At 67.3% G+C, this 20,782-nt stretch carries 23 protein-coding genes; 9 read left to right on the forward strand and 14 right to left on the reverse strand.

The genetic code is table 11. The features are described from left to right. Positions 1-84 precede the first annotated feature (84 nt). Together ACTG4X_RS27490 and ACTG4X_RS27495 are read left to right on the forward strand one after the other, a co-directional pair. Positions 85-327 (forward strand): hypothetical protein, encoded by a 243-nt coding sequence (locus tag ACTG4X_RS27490; RefSeq protein ID WP_093077393.1) that lies wholly within the window; start codon positions 85-87, stop codon positions 325-327. A 5-nt stretch (positions 328-332) separates the two neighbouring features. Further along, positions 333-992 carry a nitroreductase family protein gene (locus ACTG4X_RS27495; protein WP_440532425.1) on the forward strand — a complete coding sequence of 220 codons (660 nt, stop codon included), beginning with the start codon at positions 333-335 and terminating at the stop codon, positions 990-992. Here ACTG4X_RS27495 and tsaA read toward each other — a convergent pair. Together tsaA and ACTG4X_RS27505 are read right to left on the reverse strand one after the other, a co-directional pair. Further along, entirely contained in the window at positions 953-1,447 is a 495-nt protein-coding gene (gene tsaA / locus ACTG4X_RS27500) for a tRNA (N6-threonylcarbamoyladenosine(37)-N6)-methyltransferase TrmO (RefSeq protein WP_440532426.1), read from the reverse strand. The genes ACTG4X_RS27495 and tsaA overlap by 40 nt on opposite strands. Then, positions 1,444-1,791, reverse strand: coding sequence for a winged helix-turn-helix domain-containing protein (locus tag ACTG4X_RS27505; RefSeq protein WP_093058016.1), 348 nt, complete (start codon positions 1,789-1,791; stop codon positions 1,444-1,446). The genes tsaA and ACTG4X_RS27505 overlap by 4 nt, the downstream gene beginning before the upstream one ends. A 113-nt stretch (positions 1,792-1,904) precedes the next feature. Between ACTG4X_RS27505 and ACTG4X_RS27510 the strand changes: the two genes are divergently transcribed. Then, positions 1,905-2,447: a hypothetical protein gene (locus tag ACTG4X_RS27510; RefSeq protein WP_440532427.1), complete on the forward strand. Its 543-nt coding sequence runs from the start codon at positions 1,905-1,907 to the stop codon at positions 2,445-2,447. 12 nt (positions 2,448-2,459) lie between these two features. Here ACTG4X_RS27510 and ACTG4X_RS27515 read toward each other — a convergent pair whose 3' ends face one another. From ACTG4X_RS27515 to apbC, 3 genes are all read right to left on the reverse strand, one after another. Next, on the reverse strand, positions 2,460-4,157 hold the full coding sequence (locus ACTG4X_RS27515; RefSeq protein WP_440532428.1) for an OFA family MFS transporter: 1,698 nt from the start codon (positions 4,155-4,157) through the stop codon (positions 2,460-2,462). Positions 4,158-4,293: 136 nt separating this feature from the next. After that, positions 4,294-5,238 carry a LysR family transcriptional regulator gene (locus ACTG4X_RS27520; RefSeq protein ID WP_440532429.1) on the reverse strand — a complete coding sequence of 315 codons (945 nt, stop codon included), beginning with the start codon at positions 5,236-5,238 and terminating at the stop codon, positions 4,294-4,296. Between the two features lie 14 nt (positions 5,239-5,252). Continuing rightward, positions 5,253-6,344 (reverse strand): iron-sulfur cluster carrier protein ApbC, encoded by a 1,092-nt coding sequence (gene apbC, locus ACTG4X_RS27525; RefSeq protein WP_440532430.1) that lies wholly within the window; start codon positions 6,342-6,344, stop codon positions 5,253-5,255. 75 nt (positions 6,345-6,419) lie between these two features. Here apbC and ACTG4X_RS27530 point away from each other — a divergent pair, with 75 nt between their 5' ends. Next, the gene (locus tag ACTG4X_RS27530; protein WP_440532431.1) at positions 6,420-7,616 is read left to right on the forward strand and encodes a patatin-like phospholipase family protein; all 1,197 of its coding nucleotides are present in this window, start codon (positions 6,420-6,422) and stop codon (positions 7,614-7,616) included. Between the two features lie 13 nt (positions 7,617-7,629). On the opposite strand, the gene ACTG4X_RS27535 is transcribed toward ACTG4X_RS27530, so the two are convergent. Together ACTG4X_RS27535 and ACTG4X_RS27540 are read right to left on the reverse strand one after the other, a co-directional pair. After that, complete coding sequence (locus ACTG4X_RS27535) at positions 7,630-8,874, reverse strand: diaminopropionate ammonia-lyase (protein WP_440532432.1); 1,245 nt, start codon at positions 8,872-8,874, stop codon at positions 7,630-7,632. Positions 8,875-8,879: 5 nt separating this feature from the next. After that, positions 8,880-10,067: a M20 aminoacylase family protein gene (locus ACTG4X_RS27540; protein WP_440532433.1), complete on the reverse strand. Its 1,188-nt coding sequence runs from the start codon at positions 10,065-10,067 to the stop codon at positions 8,880-8,882. Between the two features lie 84 nt (positions 10,068-10,151). Here ACTG4X_RS27540 and ACTG4X_RS27545 point away from each other — a divergent pair, with 84 nt between their 5' ends. After that, positions 10,152-10,622, forward strand: a complete 471-nt coding sequence (locus ACTG4X_RS27545; RefSeq protein WP_093077408.1) for an Lrp/AsnC family transcriptional regulator — start codon at positions 10,152-10,154, stop codon at positions 10,620-10,622. Here the strand turns inward: ACTG4X_RS27545 and ACTG4X_RS27550 are convergent. The 6 genes from ACTG4X_RS27550 to ACTG4X_RS27575 all read right to left on the reverse strand — a co-directional run bounded on the left by ACTG4X_RS27550 (position 10,591) and on the right by ACTG4X_RS27575 (position 14,719). After that, a complete protein-coding gene (locus ACTG4X_RS27550; protein WP_097198228.1) occupies positions 10,591-11,094 on the reverse strand; it encodes a hypothetical protein in 504 nt (167 codons plus the stop codon). The two genes, ACTG4X_RS27545 and ACTG4X_RS27550, sit on opposite strands and share 32 nt — an antisense overlap. 87 nt (positions 11,095-11,181) lie before the next feature. Continuing rightward, positions 11,182-11,859 (reverse strand): YceH family protein, encoded by a 678-nt coding sequence (locus ACTG4X_RS27555; protein WP_440532434.1) that lies wholly within the window; start codon positions 11,857-11,859, stop codon positions 11,182-11,184. 47 nt (positions 11,860-11,906) lie between these two features. After that, the gene (locus tag ACTG4X_RS27560; protein ID WP_093077412.1) at positions 11,907-12,605 is read right to left on the reverse strand and encodes a phosphodiester glycosidase family protein; all 699 of its coding nucleotides are present in this window, start codon (positions 12,603-12,605) and stop codon (positions 11,907-11,909) included. Between the two features lie 25 nt (positions 12,606-12,630). After that, positions 12,631-13,665, reverse strand: coding sequence for an isocitrate/isopropylmalate dehydrogenase family protein (locus tag ACTG4X_RS27565; RefSeq protein ID WP_440532435.1), 1,035 nt, complete (start codon positions 13,663-13,665; stop codon positions 12,631-12,633). Between the two features lie 74 nt (positions 13,666-13,739). Then, positions 13,740-14,162, reverse strand: a complete 423-nt coding sequence (locus ACTG4X_RS27570; RefSeq protein ID WP_093077415.1) for a hypothetical protein — start codon at positions 14,160-14,162, stop codon at positions 13,740-13,742. A gap of 32 nt (positions 14,163-14,194) precedes the next feature. Then, a complete protein-coding gene (locus ACTG4X_RS27575; RefSeq protein WP_440532436.1) occupies positions 14,195-14,719 on the reverse strand; it encodes an LpxA family transferase in 525 nt (174 codons plus the stop codon). Between the two features lie 213 nt (positions 14,720-14,932). Here ACTG4X_RS27575 and metG point away from each other — a divergent pair, with 213 nt between their 5' ends. After that, entirely contained in the window at positions 14,933-17,023 is a 2,091-nt protein-coding gene (metG, locus tag ACTG4X_RS27580) for a methionine--tRNA ligase (RefSeq protein ID WP_440532437.1), read from the forward strand. Positions 17,024-17,071: 48 nt separating this feature from the next. On the opposite strand, the gene ACTG4X_RS27585 is transcribed toward metG, so the two are convergent. Next, positions 17,072-17,743 (reverse strand): GntR family transcriptional regulator, encoded by a 672-nt coding sequence (locus ACTG4X_RS27585; RefSeq protein ID WP_093058031.1) that lies wholly within the window; start codon positions 17,741-17,743, stop codon positions 17,072-17,074. 58 nt (positions 17,744-17,801) lie between these two features. On the opposite strand from ACTG4X_RS27585, the gene ACTG4X_RS27590 reads away from it, so the two are divergent. The 3 genes from ACTG4X_RS27590 to ACTG4X_RS27600 are packed head-to-tail and all read left to right on the forward strand — an operon-like array spanning position 17,802 to position 20,771. Beyond that, positions 17,802-18,557 (forward strand): enoyl-CoA hydratase/isomerase family protein, encoded by a 756-nt coding sequence (locus tag ACTG4X_RS27590; protein WP_440532438.1) that lies wholly within the window; start codon positions 17,802-17,804, stop codon positions 18,555-18,557. 49 nt (positions 18,558-18,606) lie between these two features. Further along, positions 18,607-19,581 carry a Bug family tripartite tricarboxylate transporter substrate binding protein gene (locus tag ACTG4X_RS27595; protein WP_093058033.1) on the forward strand — a complete coding sequence of 325 codons (975 nt, stop codon included), beginning with the start codon at positions 18,607-18,609 and terminating at the stop codon, positions 19,579-19,581. Continuing rightward, a complete protein-coding gene (locus ACTG4X_RS27600; protein ID WP_256329574.1) occupies positions 19,578-20,771 on the forward strand; it encodes a CaiB/BaiF CoA transferase family protein in 1,194 nt (397 codons plus the stop codon). Before ACTG4X_RS27595 ends, ACTG4X_RS27600 begins: the two co-directional genes overlap by 4 nt. Positions 20,772-20,782: the final 11 nt, after the last annotated feature.

Raw genomic sequence — 20,782 nt, forward strand, 5'->3', positions numbered from 1 at the left:
GATGAGCCCTAAGGTTCTCACGGGGGTGCGCAAAGCCATGAGTCTTCATATACTGAGGAATACAGCGTAGGAGACATCCCACCCATGCGCCCTTCCATCCACGACACCGTTGTTCGCTCGATCTCCGGCCGGCCGGAGCTTCGCCACCATGTGACGCAGGTGCAGGAATGGCGCATCGAGCGCGCCATGGATGCAGAGGGCTTCGTGCTGTCCATCACCGGCCCCGACGGCGCGAGCCAGTCCTTCTTCGTGGCAACGGCCGACGCCGGCGACATCGGCGAGGTGCTGCGCCGCCAGGCGGTGTGGGTCGACCACCGGGAGCAGTGACGCGCATGTGGCGGCACATGACGGGTGCGGAGCGCATCCTCGAAGTTTTGCTGACGCGGCGCTCGGTGTCGCCGCGTCGCCTGCAGCCGCCCGGCCCCAACCCCGATGAACTCGACGCGATCCTCCAGGCAGGCCTGCGCGCGCCCGACCATGGCGGCCTGCATCCGTGGCGCGTGATCGAGTTCCGCCCGCAGAACCGCGAAGCGCTGGCCTGGTGCTTCGAGCAGGAAAAACTGCGGCGCGATCCACTGGCCAGTCCCGCCGACCTGAAGCGCGCGCGTGAACATGCGACTCGGCCGCCGCTGCTGCTGGGTTTCGTGGTGTCGCCGCGCGAGCGCAGCAAGATCCCGGCGCGCGAACAGTGGCTGAGCGCGGGCGCGGCGCTCGGCAATCTGCTGAGCGCCGCGCACCAGCTGGGCTACGGCGCCATCGTGCTGAGCGGCGAACGCTGCTTCGACGAGACGCTGGCGCTGCAGGTGGGCGTGCTGCCGGGCGAATACCTTGCGGGCTTCATCAGCATGGGCAGCATCGGCGAAGCGCCGCCGCAGGCGCGCGAGGTGCTGTCGCAGAGCGTGTGGTCGTGCTGGCAAGGCTGGCAGGACCCGCCGGAAAACGCTCCGCCCGATCAGCCCATCCTGCCGTCGGAGCGGGTGCGCGGCAGTTGATCGAGCCTGGCGCCGAACCAGCCGATGCGGTCGGTCTCGCGCACGTCGAACTTCGGCACGTAGGGCTTGATGTCGAGCACGGGCGTGCCGTCCATCATGTCGTTGCCGCTGAAGTGCAGCGTGGTGCCCTCCACCGAGGTGAGCCGCACGATCGACAGGCCCAGCCGGTTCGGCCTTGCGGGCGCGCGCGTGGCGAAGACGCCGTGCGATGCGTTGTCCAGAAAGGGCACCACCTCCAGGCGCTCGTGTGCGCACTGGTGCAGGTGGGTGATGAGGATCAGGTAGTCGAAGCCTTCGATGTCGCGCAGGCCCGGCGCGAACTCGGCGAACACTTCGACGCGCCCCGTTTCTTCGGGTGCGCCGGCCGTCTGGATCGGCATGCCGGTGGCCTCCGTGAAGCGGCTGCGCACCAGGCCGACCGGGCGGCAGACGACATCGGCGGCCTCGGAGCTCATGGCGCCAGCAGGCGCGTCAGCGCACGAATGTCGGCCGCCGTGGCAAGGCGCGCCGCGTTCTCGATGGCCCGGTAGTGCTTGACGATTTCCTCGCCCACCGGCGTCAGCGCCGTGCCGCCGCCGCGCGAGCCGCCGGCGGCGGTGTTCACGGCCGGCGAGGCCAGCGACTGGTTCATCTCGTCGATCAGCATCCAGGCCCGGCGATACGACATGCCCAGCAGCCGGGCGGCCGCCGAGATCGAGCCGGTCTCGGCCACGGCTTCGAGCACGGCGATCTTGCCGGGGCCGATGGCGATGGTGTCGTCCCGGTAGACGCGCAGACGGAACTGGACTTTGGATTTCATGTTGGCGCCAAGCGTAAACCAATGCGGGCCGCCATTGTCCGCCCGCGGTGGGCGGCCATCGCTATGCAAGAATGAATACGACGCTACCCGTCCTGGGGAAACGAGGAGTTCCAGTGAAAGACCGCACCCTGTTCCTGTTGTCCCTGTTGACCGTGCTCGCAGGTTGTGCCGGCGGCAGCCCACAGACAGGCGCCATGACGCCGCACGCTACGGCCACCACCAACGAAGGCATCTTGCCCTCCTTCACTGTCTCAGGTGCCGTCGGCAAGCGCGCCACCTTCGACCTCGCAGCCCTGCAGGCTCAGCCCGCCGTCACGCTGACTGTCGGCAGCAACACCTACACCGGCGTGAGCCTGTGGACCCTGCTGAACGATGCGTCGGTCGGCCTCAAGCCGGACACCGCGGTGCGCAACCCGGTGCTCTCGATGTATGCGGTGGTGGTCGGCAGCGACGGCTACCGCGTGGTGGTCTCGCTCGCGGAGATCGCACCCGAATCCGGCAACCGCATGGCGCTGGTTGCCTACAGCCTGAACGGCACGCCGCTGGGTCGCAACGGCATGGCTCGGCTGGTGATGGCCGGCGACGTGAAGCCGGGCCGTTCGGTGGCCCGGCTGGCGGCGATCGAAGTGTTCGCCGCACAGCCCTTGGGCCGCTGATCGCTGGGAGGATCAGCCGAAGAACTTGGCCGCGCTGATCAGGGTCTTGTAGACGCCGCAGGCCAGCGGAATACCCACCGCCACCCAGGCCAGCGCCACCACCGCCGGGCTCACCGTATCGGCACGGCCCGAGCCGCTGCCCACTTCGGCCGCCGAGGCCTTCTCGTGTGCCAGCTTCTTCTCGACGGCCAGTTCGTCGTCGGTCATGAAGTGCTTGTCGGCCACCGGACGCACCAGCAGGTTGGCGATGAAGCCGATCACCAGCATGCCCACAAGGATGTACATGGTCTGGTTGTAGACCTGCTCGCGCGGCAGGCCCAGGCCCAGCTGGTATTCGCGCATGTAGTTCACGACCACCGGGCCGAGGATGCCGGCCGTGGCCCACGCCGTGAGCAGGCGGCCGTGGATGGCGCCCACGAACTGCGTGCCGAACAGGTCGGCAAGATACGCCGGCACCGTGGCGAAGCCGCCGCCGTACATCGACACGATCACGCAGCAGGCACCCACGAACAGCAGCTTGCTGCCCGCGCCGGCCGACGAGGGAATGCTCGCGTACAGGATGCCGCCGAGCACGAAGAACACCGTGTAGGTGAGCTTGCGGCCCAGCTTGTCCGACAGGCTGGCCCACACGAAGCGCCCGCCGATGTTGAACAGCGACAGCAGCGCCGTGAAGCCGCCCGCCACCACTGCGATGGCCGCGAGCTGGGTCTTGTCGAGCTGGCCGTACTTGGCCGGCAGGTCGATCAGCGCGCCGCCGAACACTTCCTGCAGCATGGGCGAGGCCATGCCGATCACGCCGATGCCGGCGCTCACGTTCATGCACAGCACCAGCCACACGAGCCAGAACTGCGGAATGCCCCAGACCTTTTTCACGTGCACGTGACGCTGCGTGATCATGGTGTTGGTGGTCTGTGCCGGGGGCGGCGTCCAGCCTTCGGGCTTCCAGCCCGAGGGCGGCACGCGGTAGCCCAATGCGCCGGCCATCATGAACACGAAGTAGCCCAGCGCCATGACCACGAAGGTCTGCATCACGCCCACGTCGGTGGCGGTGCTGAAGCGCTTCATCAGGTCGACCGCCAGCGGCGAGCCGATCATCGCGCCGCCGCCGAAGCCCATGATGGCCATGCCGGTCGCCATGCCGCGGCGGTCGGGGAACCACTTGATCAGCGTGCTCACCGGCGAGATGTAGCCCAGCCCCAGGCCGATGCCGCCGATCACGCCCGAGCCGAGGATCATCAGCCAGAACTGGTGCAGGTGGATGCCCACCGCCGACAGCAGCATGCCGCCGCACCAGCACAGCGCCGACACCACGCCGGCCTTGCGCGGGCCCGCGCGTTCGAGCCAGCCGCCCCACAGGGCCGCCGAGCAGCCGAGGAAGACGAAGAACAGGGTGTACATCCAGCCGAGCGTGGCCACGCGCCAGTCGCAATTGGTGGCGAAGAGCTCGGCGAAGAAGCTCATGTCCTTGGCGCAAGCTTGTGCGCCGGTGCCGGCAGTGCCGAGCGCCTTCGACAGCGGCAGCCAGAACACCGAGAAGCCGTACGCCATGCCAATGCACAGATGAATGGCCAATGCAGCCGGCGGAACCAGCCAGCGATTGAAGCCGGGGCCCGCGATGATGCGTTCTTTTTCCAGGAAGCCGGGTTGCGTCTGCGCCCCTCCCCCAACGACGCGTTCTCCATCGAGAACGCCTGCAGATGAACCTGCCATATTTCTCCTTGTTCGCCGGATGTGTAAGTTATTGCTAATCCGGGTCGCGGAGTGTGAGCTAACGGTTAAATCTCCGTCAAATTCGATCAGGGCATGGCCTGATTCAATAACTAAATGATTAGGCCTTTGGTTCCCGTCATTCGCCGAGCGCACTGCTGTGCTGCTGCAACTGCTCCTGCCACTCGGGCGTCTGCAGGAAAGCCAGCGCCGCTTCGAGCGCGCGCGAGGCGCGCACCCCGTCCTGCGTCATGAAGCCGATGGGCGTACGCACGTCCGGCGCCATCAGCGGCAGCGCTTCCAGCTCACGATGGCTTCGCACGGCCGCGACCATGCCGCCGGGCAGCACGCTGTTGACCGTGCCCGCGCTCACCGCCAGCGCCAGCGCGAGCACCGAATTGGTCTCGATGGCGGGCATCACAGGCACGCCGGCTTCGCGCAGCGCCTGGTCGACGATGGCGCGGTTGTGCATGTCGGACGTGAGCAGGCACAGCGGCAGCTTGCCCGCCTCGGCCCACGAGATGGGCTCGCCGATGCGCAGTTCATCGGTCGAGGCCTTTTTAGCGCGGCGCAGCAGGAAGTAGTGCTCGATGCTCTGTGGCCAGGCCGTGAGCTTGATGCCGGGCAGGTGCATGCGCTCGGTGTAGCCCAGCGCGAGGTCGATCGACAGGCTTTCGAGCCCCGTCTCCAGGTCCTGCGAACTCATCGACAGCACGGCAGGCACGATGCCCGGGTGCCGCTGCTGCAGCATGGCCGCAAAGCGCGAGAGCATCGGTATCGCCGTGGGCACTGCGGCCATGCGCAGGCGGCCGTGCGGGTTGTCCACGTCGCTGCGCAGTTCCTGCAGCAGCACTTCGTTGTCGCGCAGCATGCGTTGCGCCGTGGCGAGCACTCGTTCGCCTTCGTGCGTGAGGCCGACATACACGCGGGCACGCTTGACGATGACGACGCCGAACTCGGTTTCCAGCGCACGCAGTGCATTCGACAGCGCAGGCTGCGTGATGTGGCAGGCCTGCGCCGCGCGGCCGAAGTGCTTGTGCTCGTTCAGCGCTACCAAGTAGCGCATCGAGGCGAGCAGGTTCATCGAGACGCCGTTCCTCAGGTGTTCTTGCTGATCGAGATCGTCGGAAACTTCGCCGAAAAGTCCTTGGCCTTCTCCGCAATGCCGACGGCCACTCGACGTGCAACCGCCTTGTAGATGCCTGCCACTTCCCCTTCAGGATCGGACACCACAGTAGGCGCCCCACTGTCGGCCTGCAGACGGATCTTGATGTCCAGCGGCAGCGCGCCGAGGTATTCCATCTGATATTCAGCCGCCATCTTCTTGCCGCCGTCCGCGCCGAAGATGTGTTCGGCATGGCCGCAGTTCGAGCAGATGTGCACCGCCATGTTCTCGACGATGCCCAGGATCGGCACGCCGACCTTCTCGAACATCTTGATGCCCTTCTTGGCGTCGAGCAGCGCGATGTCCTGCGGCGTGGTGACGATCACCGCGCCCGTCATCGGCACGCGCTGGCTCAGCGTGAGCTGGATGTCGCCGGTGCCCGGGGGCATGTCGACGATGAGGTAGTCGAGGTCTTTCCAGTTGGTCTGGCGCAGCAGTTGCTCCAGCGCCTGCGTGGCCATGGGGCCGCGCCAGATCATGGCCTGGTCCTGGTCGACCAGGAAGCCGATGGACATCACCTGCACACCGTGGCGCTCCATGGGCTCCATGGTCTTGCCGTCGGCGCTGTCGGGGCGGCCTTCGATGCCCATCATCATGGGCTGGCTCGGGCCGTAGATGTCGGCGTCGAGCAGGCCGACCGTGGCGCCCTCGGACGCCAGCGCCAGCGCCAGGTTGGCCGCCGTGGTGCTCTTGCCCACGCCGCCCTTGCCCGAGGCCACCGCGATGATGTTCTTGACGTTGGGCATCAGCTGCACGCCGCGCTGCACCGCATGGCTGATGACCTTGGTGACGATGTTGACCGACACGTTCTCCACGCCCGGCACCGCCTTGGCGGCAGCCACCAGCGCCTTGCGGATGGCCGCGTGCTGGCTCTTCGCCGGGTAGCCGAGTTCGAGGTCGAACGAGACGTCGCCCTCCGAGACCTGGAGGTTCTTGAGCGACCGGGTCGCCACGAATTGCTTGCCGGTGTTAGGGTCCGCGACGGCCTTGAGCGCGTCCATGAGCCCATCTGGGGTGAGTGCCATTGATCTAACTCCTGAATGGCGGGTAGTCTAGTGCGCTCTCCGAGCCAGCATCGAACAGCCTCCCAATAACCAAAAATGCCAGAGACAAGCCCCGTCGCCACCGGCCTCCTGCTCACCGGGGGCGGCGCCCGGGCTGCCTACCAGGTGGGCGTGCTGGAGGCCATTGCCGAGATCCGGCGCTCTGTCGGCCCTGCCGCCGGCACGGGCAACCCCTTTCAGGTCATCACCGGCACCTCGGCCGGAGCCATCAACGCAGCCGTGCTGGCCTGCGGCTGCGACAACTTCGACCACGTGGTGGCACACATCGCCGAGGTCTGGGGCCAGTTCCGCGCCGAACAGGTGTACCGCGCCGATTCGCTTTCGGTGATTGGCAGCGGCGCGCGCTGGCGCATGCTGCTCGGGCTCGGGCGCTTCGCGGCCAACTGGATGCGCATCAAGCCGAAGTCGCTGCTCGACAACACGCCGCTGGCCGAGCTGCTGCAACGCATGGTGCCGTTCGACCGGCTGCCGCAGCTCATGAAGGAAGGCCACCTGCAGGCACTGGCCGTGACCGCGTCGAGCTACAGCTCGGGCGAGCACGTCACTTTCTTCGAGGCGGCCGTGCCGATGGAGCCATGGGTGCGCTCGCAGCGCCTGTCGGTGCGCGACCGCATCACGCACACCCACCTGCTGGCGTCGTCGGCCATTCCCTTCGTGTTTCCGGCCACGGCCTTGCCGATGCAGGGCCACACCGAGTACTTCGGCGACGGCTCGATGCGCCAGTCGGCGCCCATCGCGGCGGCCATTCACCTGGGCGCGCAACGCATCGTGGTGATCGGCGCGGGCCGCATGCACGAGCCGCGCGACGCCGATGCGCCCAACACCCACAGCGGCTATCCGACGATGGCGCAGATTGCGGGCCATGCGCTGTCGAGCATTTTTCTCGATGCGCTGGCGGTGGACATCGAGCGGCTGCGCCGCATCAACCACACGCTGGGGCTGATTCCCGAAGAGGCGCGCGCGGCGAGCGCGCTGCGCCCGCTCGACCTGCTGGTGATCTCGCCGTCGGAGCGCCTCGACGTGATCGCGGCGCGCCACGTCGAGGCCCTGCCCGGCGCGGTGCGGCATCTGCTGGGCGGCTCGAAGGTGGCGGCCGATGTGAAGGGCGGCGCGCTCGCGAGCTACCTGCTGTTCGAGTCGGGCTACACGCGCGAGCTGATGGCGCTGGGGCGCGCCGATGCGATGAAGCAGCGCGACGAGGTGCTGCGCTTTTTCGGCTGGAACGTGGCCTGAGGGGTCCAGCCGCTCAGGTGGCGGCCTGCTCGACCATGCCCTCGCGCGCCATCCACTGCCGCTGCGCCGCGACGACCTCCTCGCCTGATCGCCCCGTCAATGCGCGGTACACACCGGGCGCGGTCGCGCCTTCGGTGCTAATCAGCAGCACGCGTGCATCGGGGCCCAATCCCGAGGTATCTCGGGCCGCGGGGTCGCCTGCCAGCACCTGCAGCGCCGCCAGGCCGGCCGCGCCGGATTCACCGCTCAGCACGGGCACGTCGCCCGCCTCGCCGCTCGCGAGCGTGCGCATCGCCTGCTCGGCCTGCGCGTCGGTCACGGTCATGAACAGGTCGACGGCCGGTTGAAGAAAGCGCCATGCGAGCGGCGAGGTTTCGCCGCAGGCCAGCCCCGCCATCACCGAATCGACCGAGCCCGTTGCGCGATCGGGCCGGCCGCTGCGCGCGCTTTGCAGCAGGCAGTCGGCCTGCTCGGGCTCCACCACGATGAAGGTCGGCCGCGCCGCACCGTAGCGCTCCCAGAAATGGCTGACGACGCCTGCGGCCAGCCCGCCCACGCCGCCCTGCACGATGACGTGGGTGAACGGGCACGGTGCGCCGGCGGCAACGTCTTCGAGCAGCTCGTCGGCCAGGATGCCGTAGCCCTGCATCACATCGCGCGGCACCTCTTCGTAGCCGTCGTAGGAGGTGTCCGAGACCACCTCCCAGCCGTTGACGCGGGCAAGGCGCGCGGCTTCTTCTACCGACTCGTCGTAGTTGCCGGCGATGCGCACGATCTCCGCGCCGAGCGCGGCAATCGGCGTTTCGCGCTCCTCGCTGACCTGGGCATGCAGCACGATGACGCAGCGGCAGCCAATGCTTTGAGCGGCCGCAGCGAGCGCGCGGCCGTGATTGCCGTCGGTGGCGCTGACGACTACGAAGTCGCGCAGCGCCGCTGCATGCCTGCCCGCCAGAAGCTCCGCGGGCGTCCATCCGCGGTCGGGCCATCGGCGCAGCACGAGCCGCAGCAGCGCAATGGGCGCGCCCAGCACCTTGAAGCTGCCGAGCGCCGAGCGCTTGGATTCGTCCTTGACGATCACCTGGCCGATGCCCAGCTGCGCCGCCAGCCGGGGCAGCGGCCATGCCGGCGTGGGGTGCGGCGCGAGCCGGTTCCAGTGCGACAGCCACTGCCGGCTCTCCTGGCCGCGCGCGATGTTCATCACCTCGCTCAACGATTCGTCATAAGCGCTACGCCGCGCCTGGGGGTTGGTGAACAGCATGCCGGTCAGTCTCTTGTTTCGTTGTGCCGCGGAAGGCGCAGGCGGACGATCTCCGCGAAATAGCGGGCGCCCGTTGCGAGCACCTCGTCGTTGAAGTCGTAGCTGCCGTTGTGCAGCGGCGTGCCGCCCGGCTCGCCTTCGGCGCCGTTGCCCAGGAACACGAAGGCGCCGGGCACGACTTTCAGGAACGCGCCGAAGTCTTCCGAAATCATCATCGGCGCCACGTTGGCATCGACGTTCTCCGCGCCCACGATGGCCGCGGCGGCGGCAACCGCCGTTGGCACGCATTCGGCCCAGTTCACGGTGGGCGCGAACTCGTGCGTGTAGCTGAATTCGCATTCGGCACCATGCATGCGGCAGATGCCCTCGCTGATCTCGCGCATGCGCTTGGCCAGCATCTGCTGCACCGCCGGGTCGTAGCTGCGCGTGTCGCCCTTGATCACCACGTTCGACGGAATCGCATTGCGGATGCCGTCGGTGATGAACTCGGTGCACGAAACCACCGCCTGCGCACCCGGGTCGAGCGTGCGCGAAACGATGCTCTGCAACGCCAGCACGATCTGCGCACCGATGACGATCGGGTCAATGCCCATGTGCGGCCGCGCGGCATGCGTGCCGCGGCCCTTCACGTGGATCACGAAGTTGTCTTCGCTCGCCATGAGGCCGCCCGTGCGCGTGGCGATGGTGCCGGCGCGCATGCCGGGCATGTTGTGCAGGCCGTAGATCTCGTCGACCGGAAAGCGATCGAACAGGCCGTCGTCCATCATCGCCTTCGCGCCGCGGCCGTGCTCCTCTGCCGGCTGGAAGATGAAGCGCACGGTGCCGTCGAAATCCTGCCGCTCGCGCAGCAGCTGCGCCGCGCCGAGGATGATCGACATGTGGCCGTCGTGGCCGCAGGCGTGCATCTTGCCGGGCGTGCCAGAAGCGTAGGCGCGGTCGGTGGGCAGCTCGGTGATGTTGAGCGCGTCCATCTCGGCGCGCAGGCCGATCACGCCCTTGCCGCTGCCCACCTTCAGGTTGGCCACGAGGCCGGTGCCGCCGATGCCGGTATGCACCTCGAGGCCCAGCGCCCTCAGCACCCGGGTGACGAAGGCCGAGGTTTTCGCTTCCTCGAAGCCGGTTTCGGGAATGGCGTGCAGTTGCCGCCGCCAGCCGGTGAGCGTTTCGCGCAGGGGTGCATCGGTGAGGTTCATGACGAGATGCTATTGACAATGCGGCGGTATGGGCGCGCAAAATCATCGCCTTCGACGCAACGTTTTTGCGTCACTTCCCACTTCATGACACCGCTCGACACCCTCGACCTTCGCCTGCTGGAGCTGATCCAGGCGGACAGCCGCATGCCGCAGAGCGAACTGGGCGAGCGCGTGCACCTGTCGACCGCGGCCGTCAACCGGCGGCTCAAGCGCATGCGCGACGAGGGCGTGATCCAGCGCTACGGCGCGGTGCTGTCGCCCGCCGCGCTGGGCCACCCGCTGACCATCGTGGCGGAGGTGGAAACGGAGAGCGAGCAGATCGAACTGCTCGACGCAATGAAGCAGAGCTTCAGGGACTGCCCGCAGGTACAGCAGTGCTACTACGTGACGGGCGAGTGGGACTTCATCCTCGTCTTCGTGGTGCGCGACATGGCGCAATACACGGCGCTGACGCGGCAGCTTTTCTTCCAGAGCAACAACGTGAAGCGCTTTCGCACGCTGGTCACGATGGATGCGGTGAAGCTCAGCCTTGATGTACCTGTTGCCTCGGGCTGATCGCAATCCTTGCCGGCATCAGCATCGACCGCAACAGCAGCGCCATCACGCAGACGATGGGCCCCAGCGCCAGCAGCCGGCCGGGCTCGAACGCCAGCCCAGCCGCCGCGCCGACCGCGCAGCCGATCTTGATCCAGCGCGAGACCGCATCCCAGCCACGCCGATGCGTCACGGCAAACCCGATCAGCGCGGCCCAGCCCAACAGCCCGCCGAACACAGAGAAGACCCAGCTCAGCAGGTAATACGCCGTGTCCATGTCCCGGAACGCGAGTGCCGTGCCCAGGCCCTCCCAGGTATGGCGATAGCCCTCGAAAAAGAAGAAGCCGGTGGCTGACGCGGCCCACCAGAAAAACGCGTAGAGGCTCGCGACGCCCGCCAGGAGGGCAAGACACGCGAGTGCGCGCCGGGTGATGTCGTCGAAGGGCATGTGGTCGCGCCACGCTGCGGTGTGTCCGATGGGTCCGTTGTCCATGGCCGGTGCTCCATTGATGTGTGCAATGGGGGCCGAAGTTAGACACCGAATGTGCGGGCCGCGTGAAGCCCGCGTGAAGTGGTGCGATCAGCCCTCTTCGGAAATCCCCAGCTCCGAACACACGCGCCCCAGCAGCGCCTTCAACGACGCCACCTCGGCTTCGAGCCGCGCCACATTGGCTTTCAGCGCCGCGACCTCGCCCAGCGACACGTCGTGCGCGGCATAAGGCACATCGGAGGGCCCAGCCACCTCTTCCGCCGGCGCACCGCTCAGCAGATGCGCCCAACGGCTCTCGCGCGCACCGGGCAAGCGCGCCAGCTTCACCACCAGCGCACCGGCCTGTCGTTCAGCGAGCTCATTCAAAAAGCCTTCGACCGACGAGATGTCGGCGAAGTTGTGCATGCGGTCGCAGGCGATGCGCAATTCGCCCGCCGTCTGCGGCCCGCGCAGCATCAGCACGGTGAGCAGGATGACCGATTGCGACGGGATGCGCAGCACGCGGTCGATGTTGTGCTCGTAGCGGAAGGCGCGCCCGCCGCTGGTTTCCGCGACGAGGCTGTAGCCCTTCAGGCTGTCGATGGCGGCCTGCACCTGCGACTCGGCGAGTTCGAGCACGGGGTTGCGGCTGGTCTTCTGGTTGCAGCCCGACACCAGCGAATTGAGCGTGAGCGGATAGCTGTCGGGCACGGTGCGCTGCTTTTCGGCCAGCACGCCGAGGACACGGGTTTCGAGAAGGGACAGAACGGGCAGCGGTGTGGTGGACATGGCTCGGGGATCGATGATGAAACGCAGAAGGCAGGCAGGCGCCGCACTCAGGGCGACGCGACGCCAAGGATAGGCCCCAGCTCCCGCACGAAGTCGCTTCTGTGCAGCGCCGTCGAATGCAGTGCCGAAACCGTGCCGTCGAGATACAGCGCGTCCCGGCAGTGGAGCACATCGCGGAAGTAGAGCGCGAACTCGTAGAAATTCACCGGCGTCTCGCTGATGACGAAGATCGCCGTGTGACCGATCACACCGACGCCGTTGCGGATCTTGCGCGAATCGGAATGGGGAATGAAAGCGGGGTGCACAACGCCGCGGCGCAGCAGCAGCGGGCCCGACTGCGTGGCGAGGCGTACGCCCTGCGCCAGCGCCGGGTATTCCGACGACTCGACCACGCGCGGCCCCATGTCCGACACAAGGAATACGCCGTTGGGCTTGAGGAAGAAATTGCCGGCACCGTCGGCCAGGTTGAGCGGTGCCTCTTCGCGGCCATTGCGCACCAGCAGGCCGACCGGGGAAAAATCCTCGTGGTACATGCCGGCGTTCACCGCGAAGCCCAGTTGGCGGTGACGCTCCTTCAGCCAGGCATCGAGCCGGTCGAAACGCTTGAACGGCACGCCCGCGTCGTCGCGCAGGAACAGTTCGAGCCGCTCGGTACGCAGGTCGACCTTCACCACGGTGAAGCGCGGGTCAGCCGCAGCGAAGCCTGCGAACAGCAGAGCCCCCAGGAGCAGCAGAAGCCTTCTCATGCAGCGCCCGCGAGCCCCGCTCCGGTCAACCGCCGTTGATGCGGCTGACCAGCGCCTTCGTGAACGCCGCCGTGCCCGCCGTGCCGCCGAGGTCGCCCGTGCGCACATTGTCGATGTTCAGCGTCTCGTCGATGGCCGTGCGCAGGCGCATGGCCAGTTCGGGCAGCTTCACATGGTCGAGCATCAGCGCGGCCGCCAGCAGCAGTGCGGTGGGGTTGGCGATGCCCTTGCCGGCGATGTCGGGCGCGGAGCCGTGCACCGCCTCGAAGATCGCGGCGTCGGCGCCGATGTTGGCGCCGGGCGCCATGCCCAGGCCGCCGACCAGGCCGGCCACGAGGTCGGACAGGATGTCGCCGAACAGGTTGGTGGTGACCAGCATGTCGAACTGCCAGGGGTTGAGCACCAGCTTCATCGCGCAGGCGTCGATGATGACCGTGTCGAGCTCGAACTTGCCCTTGTACTTCTTCTCGTAGAGGTCCAGGCCGGTCTCCAGGAAGATGCCCGTGAGCGCCTTCATGATGTTGGCCTTGTGCACGATCGTGACCTTCTTGCGGCCCGTGGCCACTGCCGTCTCGAAGGCGTATTCGAGCAGGCGGCGGCTGCCCTGGCGGGTGTTGATGCCGGTGGCCATGGCCACGGCGTGCGGGTCGCCGTCGATGGGCACGTAATGCTCGTGGCCGATGTAGAGGCCTTCGAGGTTCTCGCGCACGACCACCAGGTCGATCTTGTCGAAGCGGCCGCCGGGGATGATGGTGCGCGCGGGGCGCAGGTTGGCGTACAGCTGGAATTCCTCGCGCAGCCGCACGTTCGACGAGCGGTAGCCGCCGCCCGACGGGGTTTCGAGCGGGCCCTTCAGGGCCAGTCGGGTGCGGCGGATGCTGTCCAGCGTGGCTTGCGGCAGCGGATCGCCCGACGCCTTGACGCCGCCCAGGCCGGCGATCTGCGTGTCCCAGGTGAAGGGTGCCTTCAGTGCATCGAGCGCGGCCAGCGTGGCGTCGACGATTTCGGGGCCGATGCCGTCGCCGGGGATCAGGGTTGCGGGAATGGAGAGGGTGGTCATCGGCTGCGTCTCGCTTTCTGTATCGGGGGCTGGAGCATACGTCGCGCGCGAGACAGTGCCGAGCGCCCCCACGCTCAAGGCACCTTCTGCTTGAGGTGTTTGTGGTACGCGAAGGTGCCGATGACGCCCTGTACGTAGAAATAGAGGAAGAGCAGCGAAGTGAACACGTTGCCACCGCTGATACCGCCGATGCGCATCATCAGGAACTTGGAATAGATGAAGTAGAGCAGCATCAGTACCGCGCAAACACGGCTCTTCCTGTAGATCCCGAAGGACAGCCCCAGGATCACCGCGACGTCCAGCAGTTGCGCGAGACCGAAGCCGAGCAGGCTCGTCCCCGAAACCGCGATCAGAACGAAGATGAGCGTCACCGCCGCCGAAACCAGGCCGGCGCCCCAGGCAAGACGGATCTTCTTGCGTATGGCATCTGGCACTTGCGGCGCGACGACAGGCATCAGCACTTCCGCGGTCGGTGGGGCAAAGCGATCGTCAGACATGGTCTTCTTCCTCCCTGTTTGTCGCCTCGACTTTATCGGCCGGGCAATTCCTCGTCCACCAGCGTCATGCGGTCCACGACGCGGCCCGGCACAAGCAGGGCACCGGGCGCGATCACCGCATTGGCGCCGATGCGCGCCCCATCTCCGACGAGCGCACCGAACTTGTCGCAGCCCGTGCCCTGCAGCGAGCCGCCCTCGCCGCTTCGCACGAGGATCTGCTTGTAGGCACGCTCGTTGCGGTGGTTGCAGATGATGCTGCCGGCTTCCATGTTGACGCCCGCGCCGATCACCGAGTCGCCGACGAAGTTGAAGTGCGCGAGCGCCGTGCCCTCGAACACGAAGGACGATTTCAGCTCCACGCTCGGCCCGATGGTGCAGCGGGCGTCGACCCAGTTGCCGCCGCGCAGGTAGGCGCCGGCGGCCACGAAACAGTCCGCCCCGAGGATCAACGGACCCTTGAGCACCGCGCCCGGCTCGACCCGGGCGCTGCGGTGAACGGCGACTTCGCCCTCGACGACGTAGTCGCCGGCGGGCAGCCCGGCCAGTAACCGGCGCACGATTTCAGGGGCGCGCGGCGGCAGTTCCCAGGGCAGCGAGGCAGCTCATGGCGCCAGGGGCGAACCGGTGAATCCGGCGATGTAGGCGGCGAGTTCGATGGCATGCGTCATGGGGTCGATGCTGCCATCGAACACCTCCCGGGACGCCGCCACCTAAAATGCCCGGTTCCCGTCAGTCAGTCCAGTCAGCCACTCCCGAAAGCGCCCTTCCCGATGTCCGCCCCGCGCAAGCTCTTCGTCACCACCGCCCTGCCGTATGCCAACGGCAAGTTCCATATCGGCCACATGATGGAGTACATCCAGGCCGACATCTGGGTGCGGAACCAGCGAATGAATGGCGCCGACGTCAACTTCGTCTGTGCCGACGACGCGCACGGCGCGGCCATCACCATCGCGGCCGACAAGGCCGGCGTGACGCCGCAGGCCTTCGTGGCCGAGATCGCCGCGGGCCGCAAGCCGTATCTCGACGGCTACTACATCTCCTTCGACAACTGGCACTCGACCGATGCGCCCGAGAACCACCAGCTGGCGCAGGACATCTACCGCGACCTGCGCGCCAACGGCCTGATTGCCACCAAGAGCGTCGAGCAGTTCTACGACCCCGCAAAGGGCATGTTCCTGGCCGACCGCTTCATCAAGGGCGAGTGCCCCAACTGCCATTCGAAGGACCAGTACGGCGACAACTGCGAGGTGTGCGGCGCCGTGTACGCGCCCACCGAGCTGATCAACCCCTACTCGGCCCTGTCGGGTGCAAAGCCCGAACTGCGCAGCTCGGAGCACTTCTTCTTCAAGCTCTCCGACCCACGCTGCGAGGCCTACCTGAAGGAATGGACCGCCGCCGCGGGCCACGTGCAGCCCGAGGTGCAGAACAAGATCCGCGAATGGCTCTACAAGGACGACGAAGGCAAGGGCGGCCTCGGCGACTGGGACATCAGCCGCGACGCGCCCTACTTCGGCATCGAGATTCCCGATGCGCCGGGCAAGTACTTCTACGTGTGGCTCGATGCGCCCGTGGGCTACCTGGCTTCGCTGAAGAACCTGCTCGACAAGCGCTGCATCGAACTCGGCGGCGACGGCATCTCGTACACCGAGTACATGGCCGACCCCGACCTGGAGCAGGTGCACTTCATCGGCAAGGACATCATCACCTTCCACACGTTGTTCTGGCCCGCGATGCTGCACTTCAGCGGCCGCAAGGCGCCCGACGCCGTCTACGTGCACGGCCACCTCACGGTGAGCGGCGAGAAGATGAGCAAGAGCCGCGGCACCGGCATCGACCCGCTCAAGTACCTGTCGATCGGACTCGATCCCGAATGGCTGCGCTACTACATCGCCGCCAAGCTCAACGGCCGCAACGAGGACATCGACTTCAATCCCGAGGACTTCGTCGCGCGCGTCAACAGCGACCTCGTGGGCAAGTACATCAACATCGCGAGCCGCGCCGCTGGCTTCATCGGCAAGCGCTTCGGCGGCAAGCTGGGCGAGGTGTCGGCCGACGGCGATGCACTGCTGTTCGCGCTGCGCGATGCAGCGCCGCAGCTGCACTCTCTGTACGACGGCCGCGACTACGCCCGCGCGCTGCGCGAGGTGATGGCGCTGGCCGACAAGGTGAACGAATACGTCGACCAGAACAAGCCCTGGGAACTGGCCAAGAAGGAAGGCGCCGAGGCGCGGCTGCACGACGTGTGCACCGTGTGCATCGAGGCCTTCCGCCTGCTCACGCTGTACCTGAAGCCGGTGCTGCCGGCGCTGGCTGTGAACGTCGAAGCCTTCCTGAAGATTTCGCCGCTGGTCTGGACGGACGCGGCGCAGTCACTGCCCGCGGGCCACGCCATCGGCGAGTACAAGCACCTGATGCAGCGTGCCGATGCCAAGCTGGTCGACAAGCTGTTCGACGCGCCCGAGCCCGCACCGGTTGCAGCCGCGGCGGAAGAAGCGCTGCCGGGCGGCGAAGCCATCGCGCCCACCATCACCATCGACGACTTCGCGAAGATCGACCTGCGCATCGCGAAGATCGTGGCCTGCGAGAAGGTCGAGGGCTCGACCAAGCTGCTGCGCCTGACGCTCGACGCGGGCGAGGGAAAGACCCGCAACGTGTTCAGCGGCATCGCATCGGCCTACCAGCCCGAGCAGCTCGTGGGCAAGCTCACGGTGCTGGTCGCCAACCTCGCGCCGCGCAAGATGAAGTTCGGCGTCAGCGAAGGCATGGTTCTGGCTGCGAGCCATGGCGACGAAAAGGCCCACCCGGGCATCCATGTGCTCGAGCCGTGGCCGGGCGCGACGCCGGGCATGCGCGTTCGCTGAAAGAGAAGAAGAAAAAGAAAAACAGGTCCGGCCGGGCGACTGGCCGGGCTAGCCGAACTTGTTGTTCAGCACGAGGTCGGCAAACACCTTGCCGCCCACCGAGATGTGGTCGCGCATCGCCTCCGCGGCGTTGTCCGCGTGGCCCTTCAGGATCCACTCCACCACCCGTTCGTGCTCCCGCTGTGAAGCGGCCAGGCGCCCGGGTTTCTCGAACATCCGCCCCCTGTAAGCCGCGATGCGCAGGCGCACCGTCTGCGCCTGCTCGACGATGAACGGATTGCCGCTGGCACGGTAGATCACGTCGTGCAGCACGGCGTTGGCCTGCTGGTAGGCCTCCGCGTCGTTCGCCTCCGCCTGCGCGGCGGTGCCGGCCAGCGCGCGCAGCAACTCGTCGCGCAACGCCGGGCCGATGCGCAACGCCGCCAGCCGCGCCAGCACGCCTTCAAGCTCGCCCAGCGCTTCCATCATCGCGACCAGTTCGTTCGCCCGCAGCTGGCGCACGTAGATGCCGGTGCGCGGAACGATGTCGACCAGGCCGCGCGCACTCAGCAGCAGCAGCGCCTCGCGCACCGGCGTGCGCGAGGTGTTGAAGCTCAGCGCCAGCGCCTTTTCGTCGATGGGCATGCCGGGCGACAGCGTGCCTTGCTGGATGTCTTTTTCGAGCCGGCCACGGATCTGGTCCTGCAGGCTGGGGGTGTCGAGGGTTTTCGCGGGTTGCATGGGAATCGCGATATTAGCTAACCTTACAGATATATCAATTCAGTCATTTGGTACATCAATGCTCCCAACACTCCACATCGAAGGCCCGGTCGCCTTCCTGACGCTGCGCCGCCCGCAGGCCGCGAACAAGCTCGTGCCGGAGGACCTGCCCGAGCTGGTTCGCCTCGTGGAGACGGTGAATCGCTCACCTGAAGTGCTGGTGCTGGTCCTCCGGTCCGAGGGCAAGTACTTTTGCAGCGGCTACGATATATCAGAGGTGGCCTCCAGCAGCCAGACCGAGGGGCGCAGCTTCGGCGACATGGTCGATGCGCTCGAAAACTGCCGCGCCGTCACCATCGCGGCGGTGCATGGCGGCGTCTTCGGCGGCGCCACCGACCTGGTGCTGGCCTGCGACTTCCGCGTGGGCGTGCGCGGCGCCGAGACATTCATGCCCGCCGCCCGGCTCGGCCTGCACTACTACCAGAGCGGCATGGAGCGCTATGTGTCGCGGCTCGGGCTGGACACGGCCAAGCGGCTCTTTTTGACCGCCGAAAAGCTCGACGGTCCCGCCATGCGCGACTGCGGCTTTCTCACGCAACTGGTCGACGACGCACAGGCGCTCGACGCCGAAGTACTGCGCCTGCGCACCACGCTCGCCGGCATGGCGCCGCTGGCGCTGCTCGGCATGAAGAAGCACCTGAACCAGATTGCGCGCGGCAGTGCCGACGCCGCTTCGATCCAGCGCGAAGTGCAGCGCACCGTCGCTTCCGAAGACCTGGCCGAGGGCGGCCGTGCCTGGCGCGAGAAGCGCCTGCCGGTCTTCAAGGGCCGCTGACCGGGCGCCGCCCTCCCCATCGATACGACAAGAAACCGGAGACAAAGACATGAAGCAACAACTTCGCGCCATTTCATTCGCCGCCGCGGCGCTGCTGGCTTCGGCCGGCGCCCTGGCGGACAGCTACCCCACGCGGCCGATCACGCTGGTGGTGGGCTTTCCCGCCGGCGGCGGGGCCGACACGGTGGCACGCATCGTCAGCGACAAGATGGCCAAGCTGCTGGGGCAGCCGGTGATCATCGACAACAAGCCCGGCGCGGGCACCACCATCGCGTCGGACCAGGTGGCGCGCGCGGCGCCCGACGGCTACACGCTGCTGCTGGGCAGCGCCAACCTATACGGCAGCGACAAGCTGCTCTACAAAGCCGTGAAGTACGACGGCGCGAAGAGCTTCGTGCCCATCTCGCGCTGGAGTTCGGCCCCGATGCTGCTCGCCGTCAACAAGGACGTGAGCGCAAAGACCGTGCAGGCACTGATTGCCGAAGCGCGGCAGAACCCGGGCAAGCTGGCCTATTCGTCGTCGGGCACCGGCGTGGTGACCCACCTTGCGGGCCTGTCGTTCGAAAAGGCGGCCGGCGTGACGATGCTGCATGTGCCCTACAAGGGCGGCGCCCCGTCGATCCAGGCAGTTGCCGCGGGTGATGTGCAACTGACCTTCGGCACGCCGCCGTCGGTATTGCCGATGGCCCAGGGCCAGAAGCTGCGCGTGCTGGCCGTGACCTCAGGCCAGCGCTCGCCGCTCTTTCCCGATGTGCCGAGCATTGCCGAGGCCGGCGTGAAGGGCTACGACTACACCTTCTGGTTCGGCCTGTTCGCACCGGCCGGCCTGCCGCCTGAAATGGCGCAGAAGCTGTTCGACGCCAGCGTGGCGGCACTGAACGACCCCGACGTGAAGGCGCGGATGGAAAAGTCGGGCAACGAATCGGCGCCATCGAAATCGCTCGCCGAGTTCCGCAGTTGGGCCACGGCCGAAGGCGCGAAATCGAAGGAACTCACCGAGCGCTCGGGCGCGACCGTCGAATGATGCCGGGCACTTCTTCCAACGCGTCCGCAGCCACAGCCGCAGCCACGGCGGGCCCGCTGCACGGCTTTACCGTCATCGACCTGACGCGCGTGCTCGCGGGCCCGTACTGCACGCTGCTGCTTGCCGACCTGGGCGCGCGCGTCATCAAGGTGGAGCAGCCGGGGCTGGGCGACGATGCCCGCCAGATCGGCCCGTTCGTCGAGGGCGACTCGGCCTACTTCATGTCGGTCAACCGCAACAAGGAGTCGATTGCGCTGGACCTGAAGGCGCCGGCCGACCGGGCGGTTTTCGAGTCGTTGCTGGCCACGGCCGACGTGCTGGTCGAAAACTTCCGACCCGGCACGATGGAAAAGCTGGGCTACGACTGGCCGACGCTGCATGCGCGCTTTCCGAAACTGGTGTTCACCTCGGTCTCGGGCTTCGGACAGACGGGGCCTTACAGCAGGCGCCCCGCCTACGACATGGTGGTGCAGGCGATGGGCGGAATCATGAGCCTGACCGGCCACCCCGGCGCGCCGCCGACGCGCGTGGGCGTCTCGATCGGCGACCTGGGCGCGGGCCTGTATGCGGCCATCGGCACGCAGGCCGCATTGCTGCAGCGCGGGCGCACCGGCCTGGGAGACAGGGTCGACGTGGCGATGCTCGACTGCCAGGTCGCGCTGCTCGAGAACGCGATCTCGCGCATGGAGGCCGATGGCCGCGCGCCGGGGCCCATCGGCTCGCGGCACCCGTCGATCACGCCCTTCGACGTGTTCCGTGCTTCCGACGGCTGGTTCGTGATCGCGGCGGGCAACGACGCGCTGTTCCAGCGCCTGTGCACGGTGCTGGAATTGCCGGCACTGCAGGACGACGAGCGCTTTGCCACCAACCCCGGGCGCTGCCAGCACCACGAGGTGCTGAAGCAGTTGCTCGAAGAGCGCCTGGCGTCGGCGACTTGCGCGCACTGGCAGGCGCTGCTGATGCAGCACAACATTCCCACGGGCGGCTACAACGACGTGGCCGCGGTGGTGAACGACCCGCAGGTGCAGGCGCGCGAGATGCTGGTGCAGGTGCGCACGCAGAGCGGCCGGCCGCTCACGGTGGCGGGCAACCCGGTGCACGTGGGTGGCCACCGCACGCAGGTGCTGCGGCAGCCGCCACGGCTGGACCAGGACCGCGAAGCGATTCTTGCGGAGCTGGCGCAACCCTGACGACGGAAGGC

Origin of the sequence: Variovorax sp. YR566, assembly GCF_051992195.1 — a bacterium.
In the GTDB taxonomy this organism is placed as follows: domain Bacteria; phylum Pseudomonadota; class Gammaproteobacteria; order Burkholderiales; family Burkholderiaceae_C; genus Variovorax.

Coding starts and splice junctions, on each gene's coding strand:
- ACTG4X_RS27555 (WP_440532434.1), bottom strand. CDS start 11,859: ATGTCCACCACACCGCTGCCCGTTCTGTCCCTTCTCGAAACCCGTGTC.
- ACTG4X_RS27530 (WP_440532431.1), top strand. CDS start 6,420: ATGCCAGAGACAAGCCCCGTCGCCACCGGCCTCCTGCTCACCGGGGGC.
- ACTG4X_RS27590 (WP_440532438.1), top strand. CDS start 17,802: ATGCTCCCAACACTCCACATCGAAGGCCCGGTCGCCTTCCTGACGCTG.
- ACTG4X_RS27545 (WP_093077408.1), top strand. CDS start 10,152: ATGACACCGCTCGACACCCTCGACCTTCGCCTGCTGGAGCTGATCCAG.
- ACTG4X_RS27595 (WP_093058033.1), top strand. CDS start 18,607: ATGAAGCAACAACTTCGCGCCATTTCATTCGCCGCCGCGGCGCTGCTG.
- ACTG4X_RS27490 (WP_093077393.1), top strand. CDS start 85: ATGCGCCCTTCCATCCACGACACCGTTGTTCGCTCGATCTCCGGCCGG.
- ACTG4X_RS27600 (WP_256329574.1), top strand. CDS start 19,578: ATGATGCCGGGCACTTCTTCCAACGCGTCCGCAGCCACAGCCGCAGCC.
- ACTG4X_RS27550 (WP_097198228.1), bottom strand. CDS start 11,094: ATGGACAACGGACCCATCGGACACACCGCAGCGTGGCGCGACCACATG.
- tsaA (WP_440532426.1), bottom strand. CDS start 1,447: ATGAGCTCCGAGGCCGCCGATGTCGTCTGCCGCCCGGTCGGCCTGGTG.
- metG (WP_440532437.1), top strand. CDS start 14,933: ATGTCCGCCCCGCGCAAGCTCTTCGTCACCACCGCCCTGCCGTATGCC.
- ACTG4X_RS27565 (WP_440532435.1), bottom strand. CDS start 13,665: ATGACCACCCTCTCCATTCCCGCAACCCTGATCCCCGGCGACGGCATC.
- ACTG4X_RS27535 (WP_440532432.1), bottom strand. CDS start 8,874: ATGCTGTTCACCAACCCCCAGGCGCGGCGTAGCGCTTATGACGAATCG.
- ACTG4X_RS27570 (WP_093077415.1), bottom strand. CDS start 14,162: ATGTCTGACGATCGCTTTGCCCCACCGACCGCGGAAGTGCTGATGCCT.
- ACTG4X_RS27495 (WP_440532425.1), top strand. CDS start 333: ATGTGGCGGCACATGACGGGTGCGGAGCGCATCCTCGAAGTTTTGCTG.
- ACTG4X_RS27540 (WP_440532433.1), bottom strand. CDS start 10,067: ATGAACCTCACCGATGCACCCCTGCGCGAAACGCTCACCGGCTGGCGG.
- ACTG4X_RS27560 (WP_093077412.1), bottom strand. CDS start 12,605: ATGAGAAGGCTTCTGCTGCTCCTGGGGGCTCTGCTGTTCGCAGGCTTC.
- apbC (WP_440532430.1), bottom strand. CDS start 6,344: ATGGCACTCACCCCAGATGGGCTCATGGACGCGCTCAAGGCCGTCGCG.
- ACTG4X_RS27505 (WP_093058016.1), bottom strand. CDS start 1,791: ATGAAATCCAAAGTCCAGTTCCGTCTGCGCGTCTACCGGGACGACACC.
- ACTG4X_RS27515 (WP_440532428.1), bottom strand. CDS start 4,157: ATGGCAGGTTCATCTGCAGGCGTTCTCGATGGAGAACGCGTCGTTGGG.
- ACTG4X_RS27585 (WP_093058031.1), bottom strand. CDS start 17,743: ATGCAACCCGCGAAAACCCTCGACACCCCCAGCCTGCAGGACCAGATC.
- ACTG4X_RS27520 (WP_440532429.1), bottom strand. CDS start 5,238: ATGAACCTGCTCGCCTCGATGCGCTACTTGGTAGCGCTGAACGAGCAC.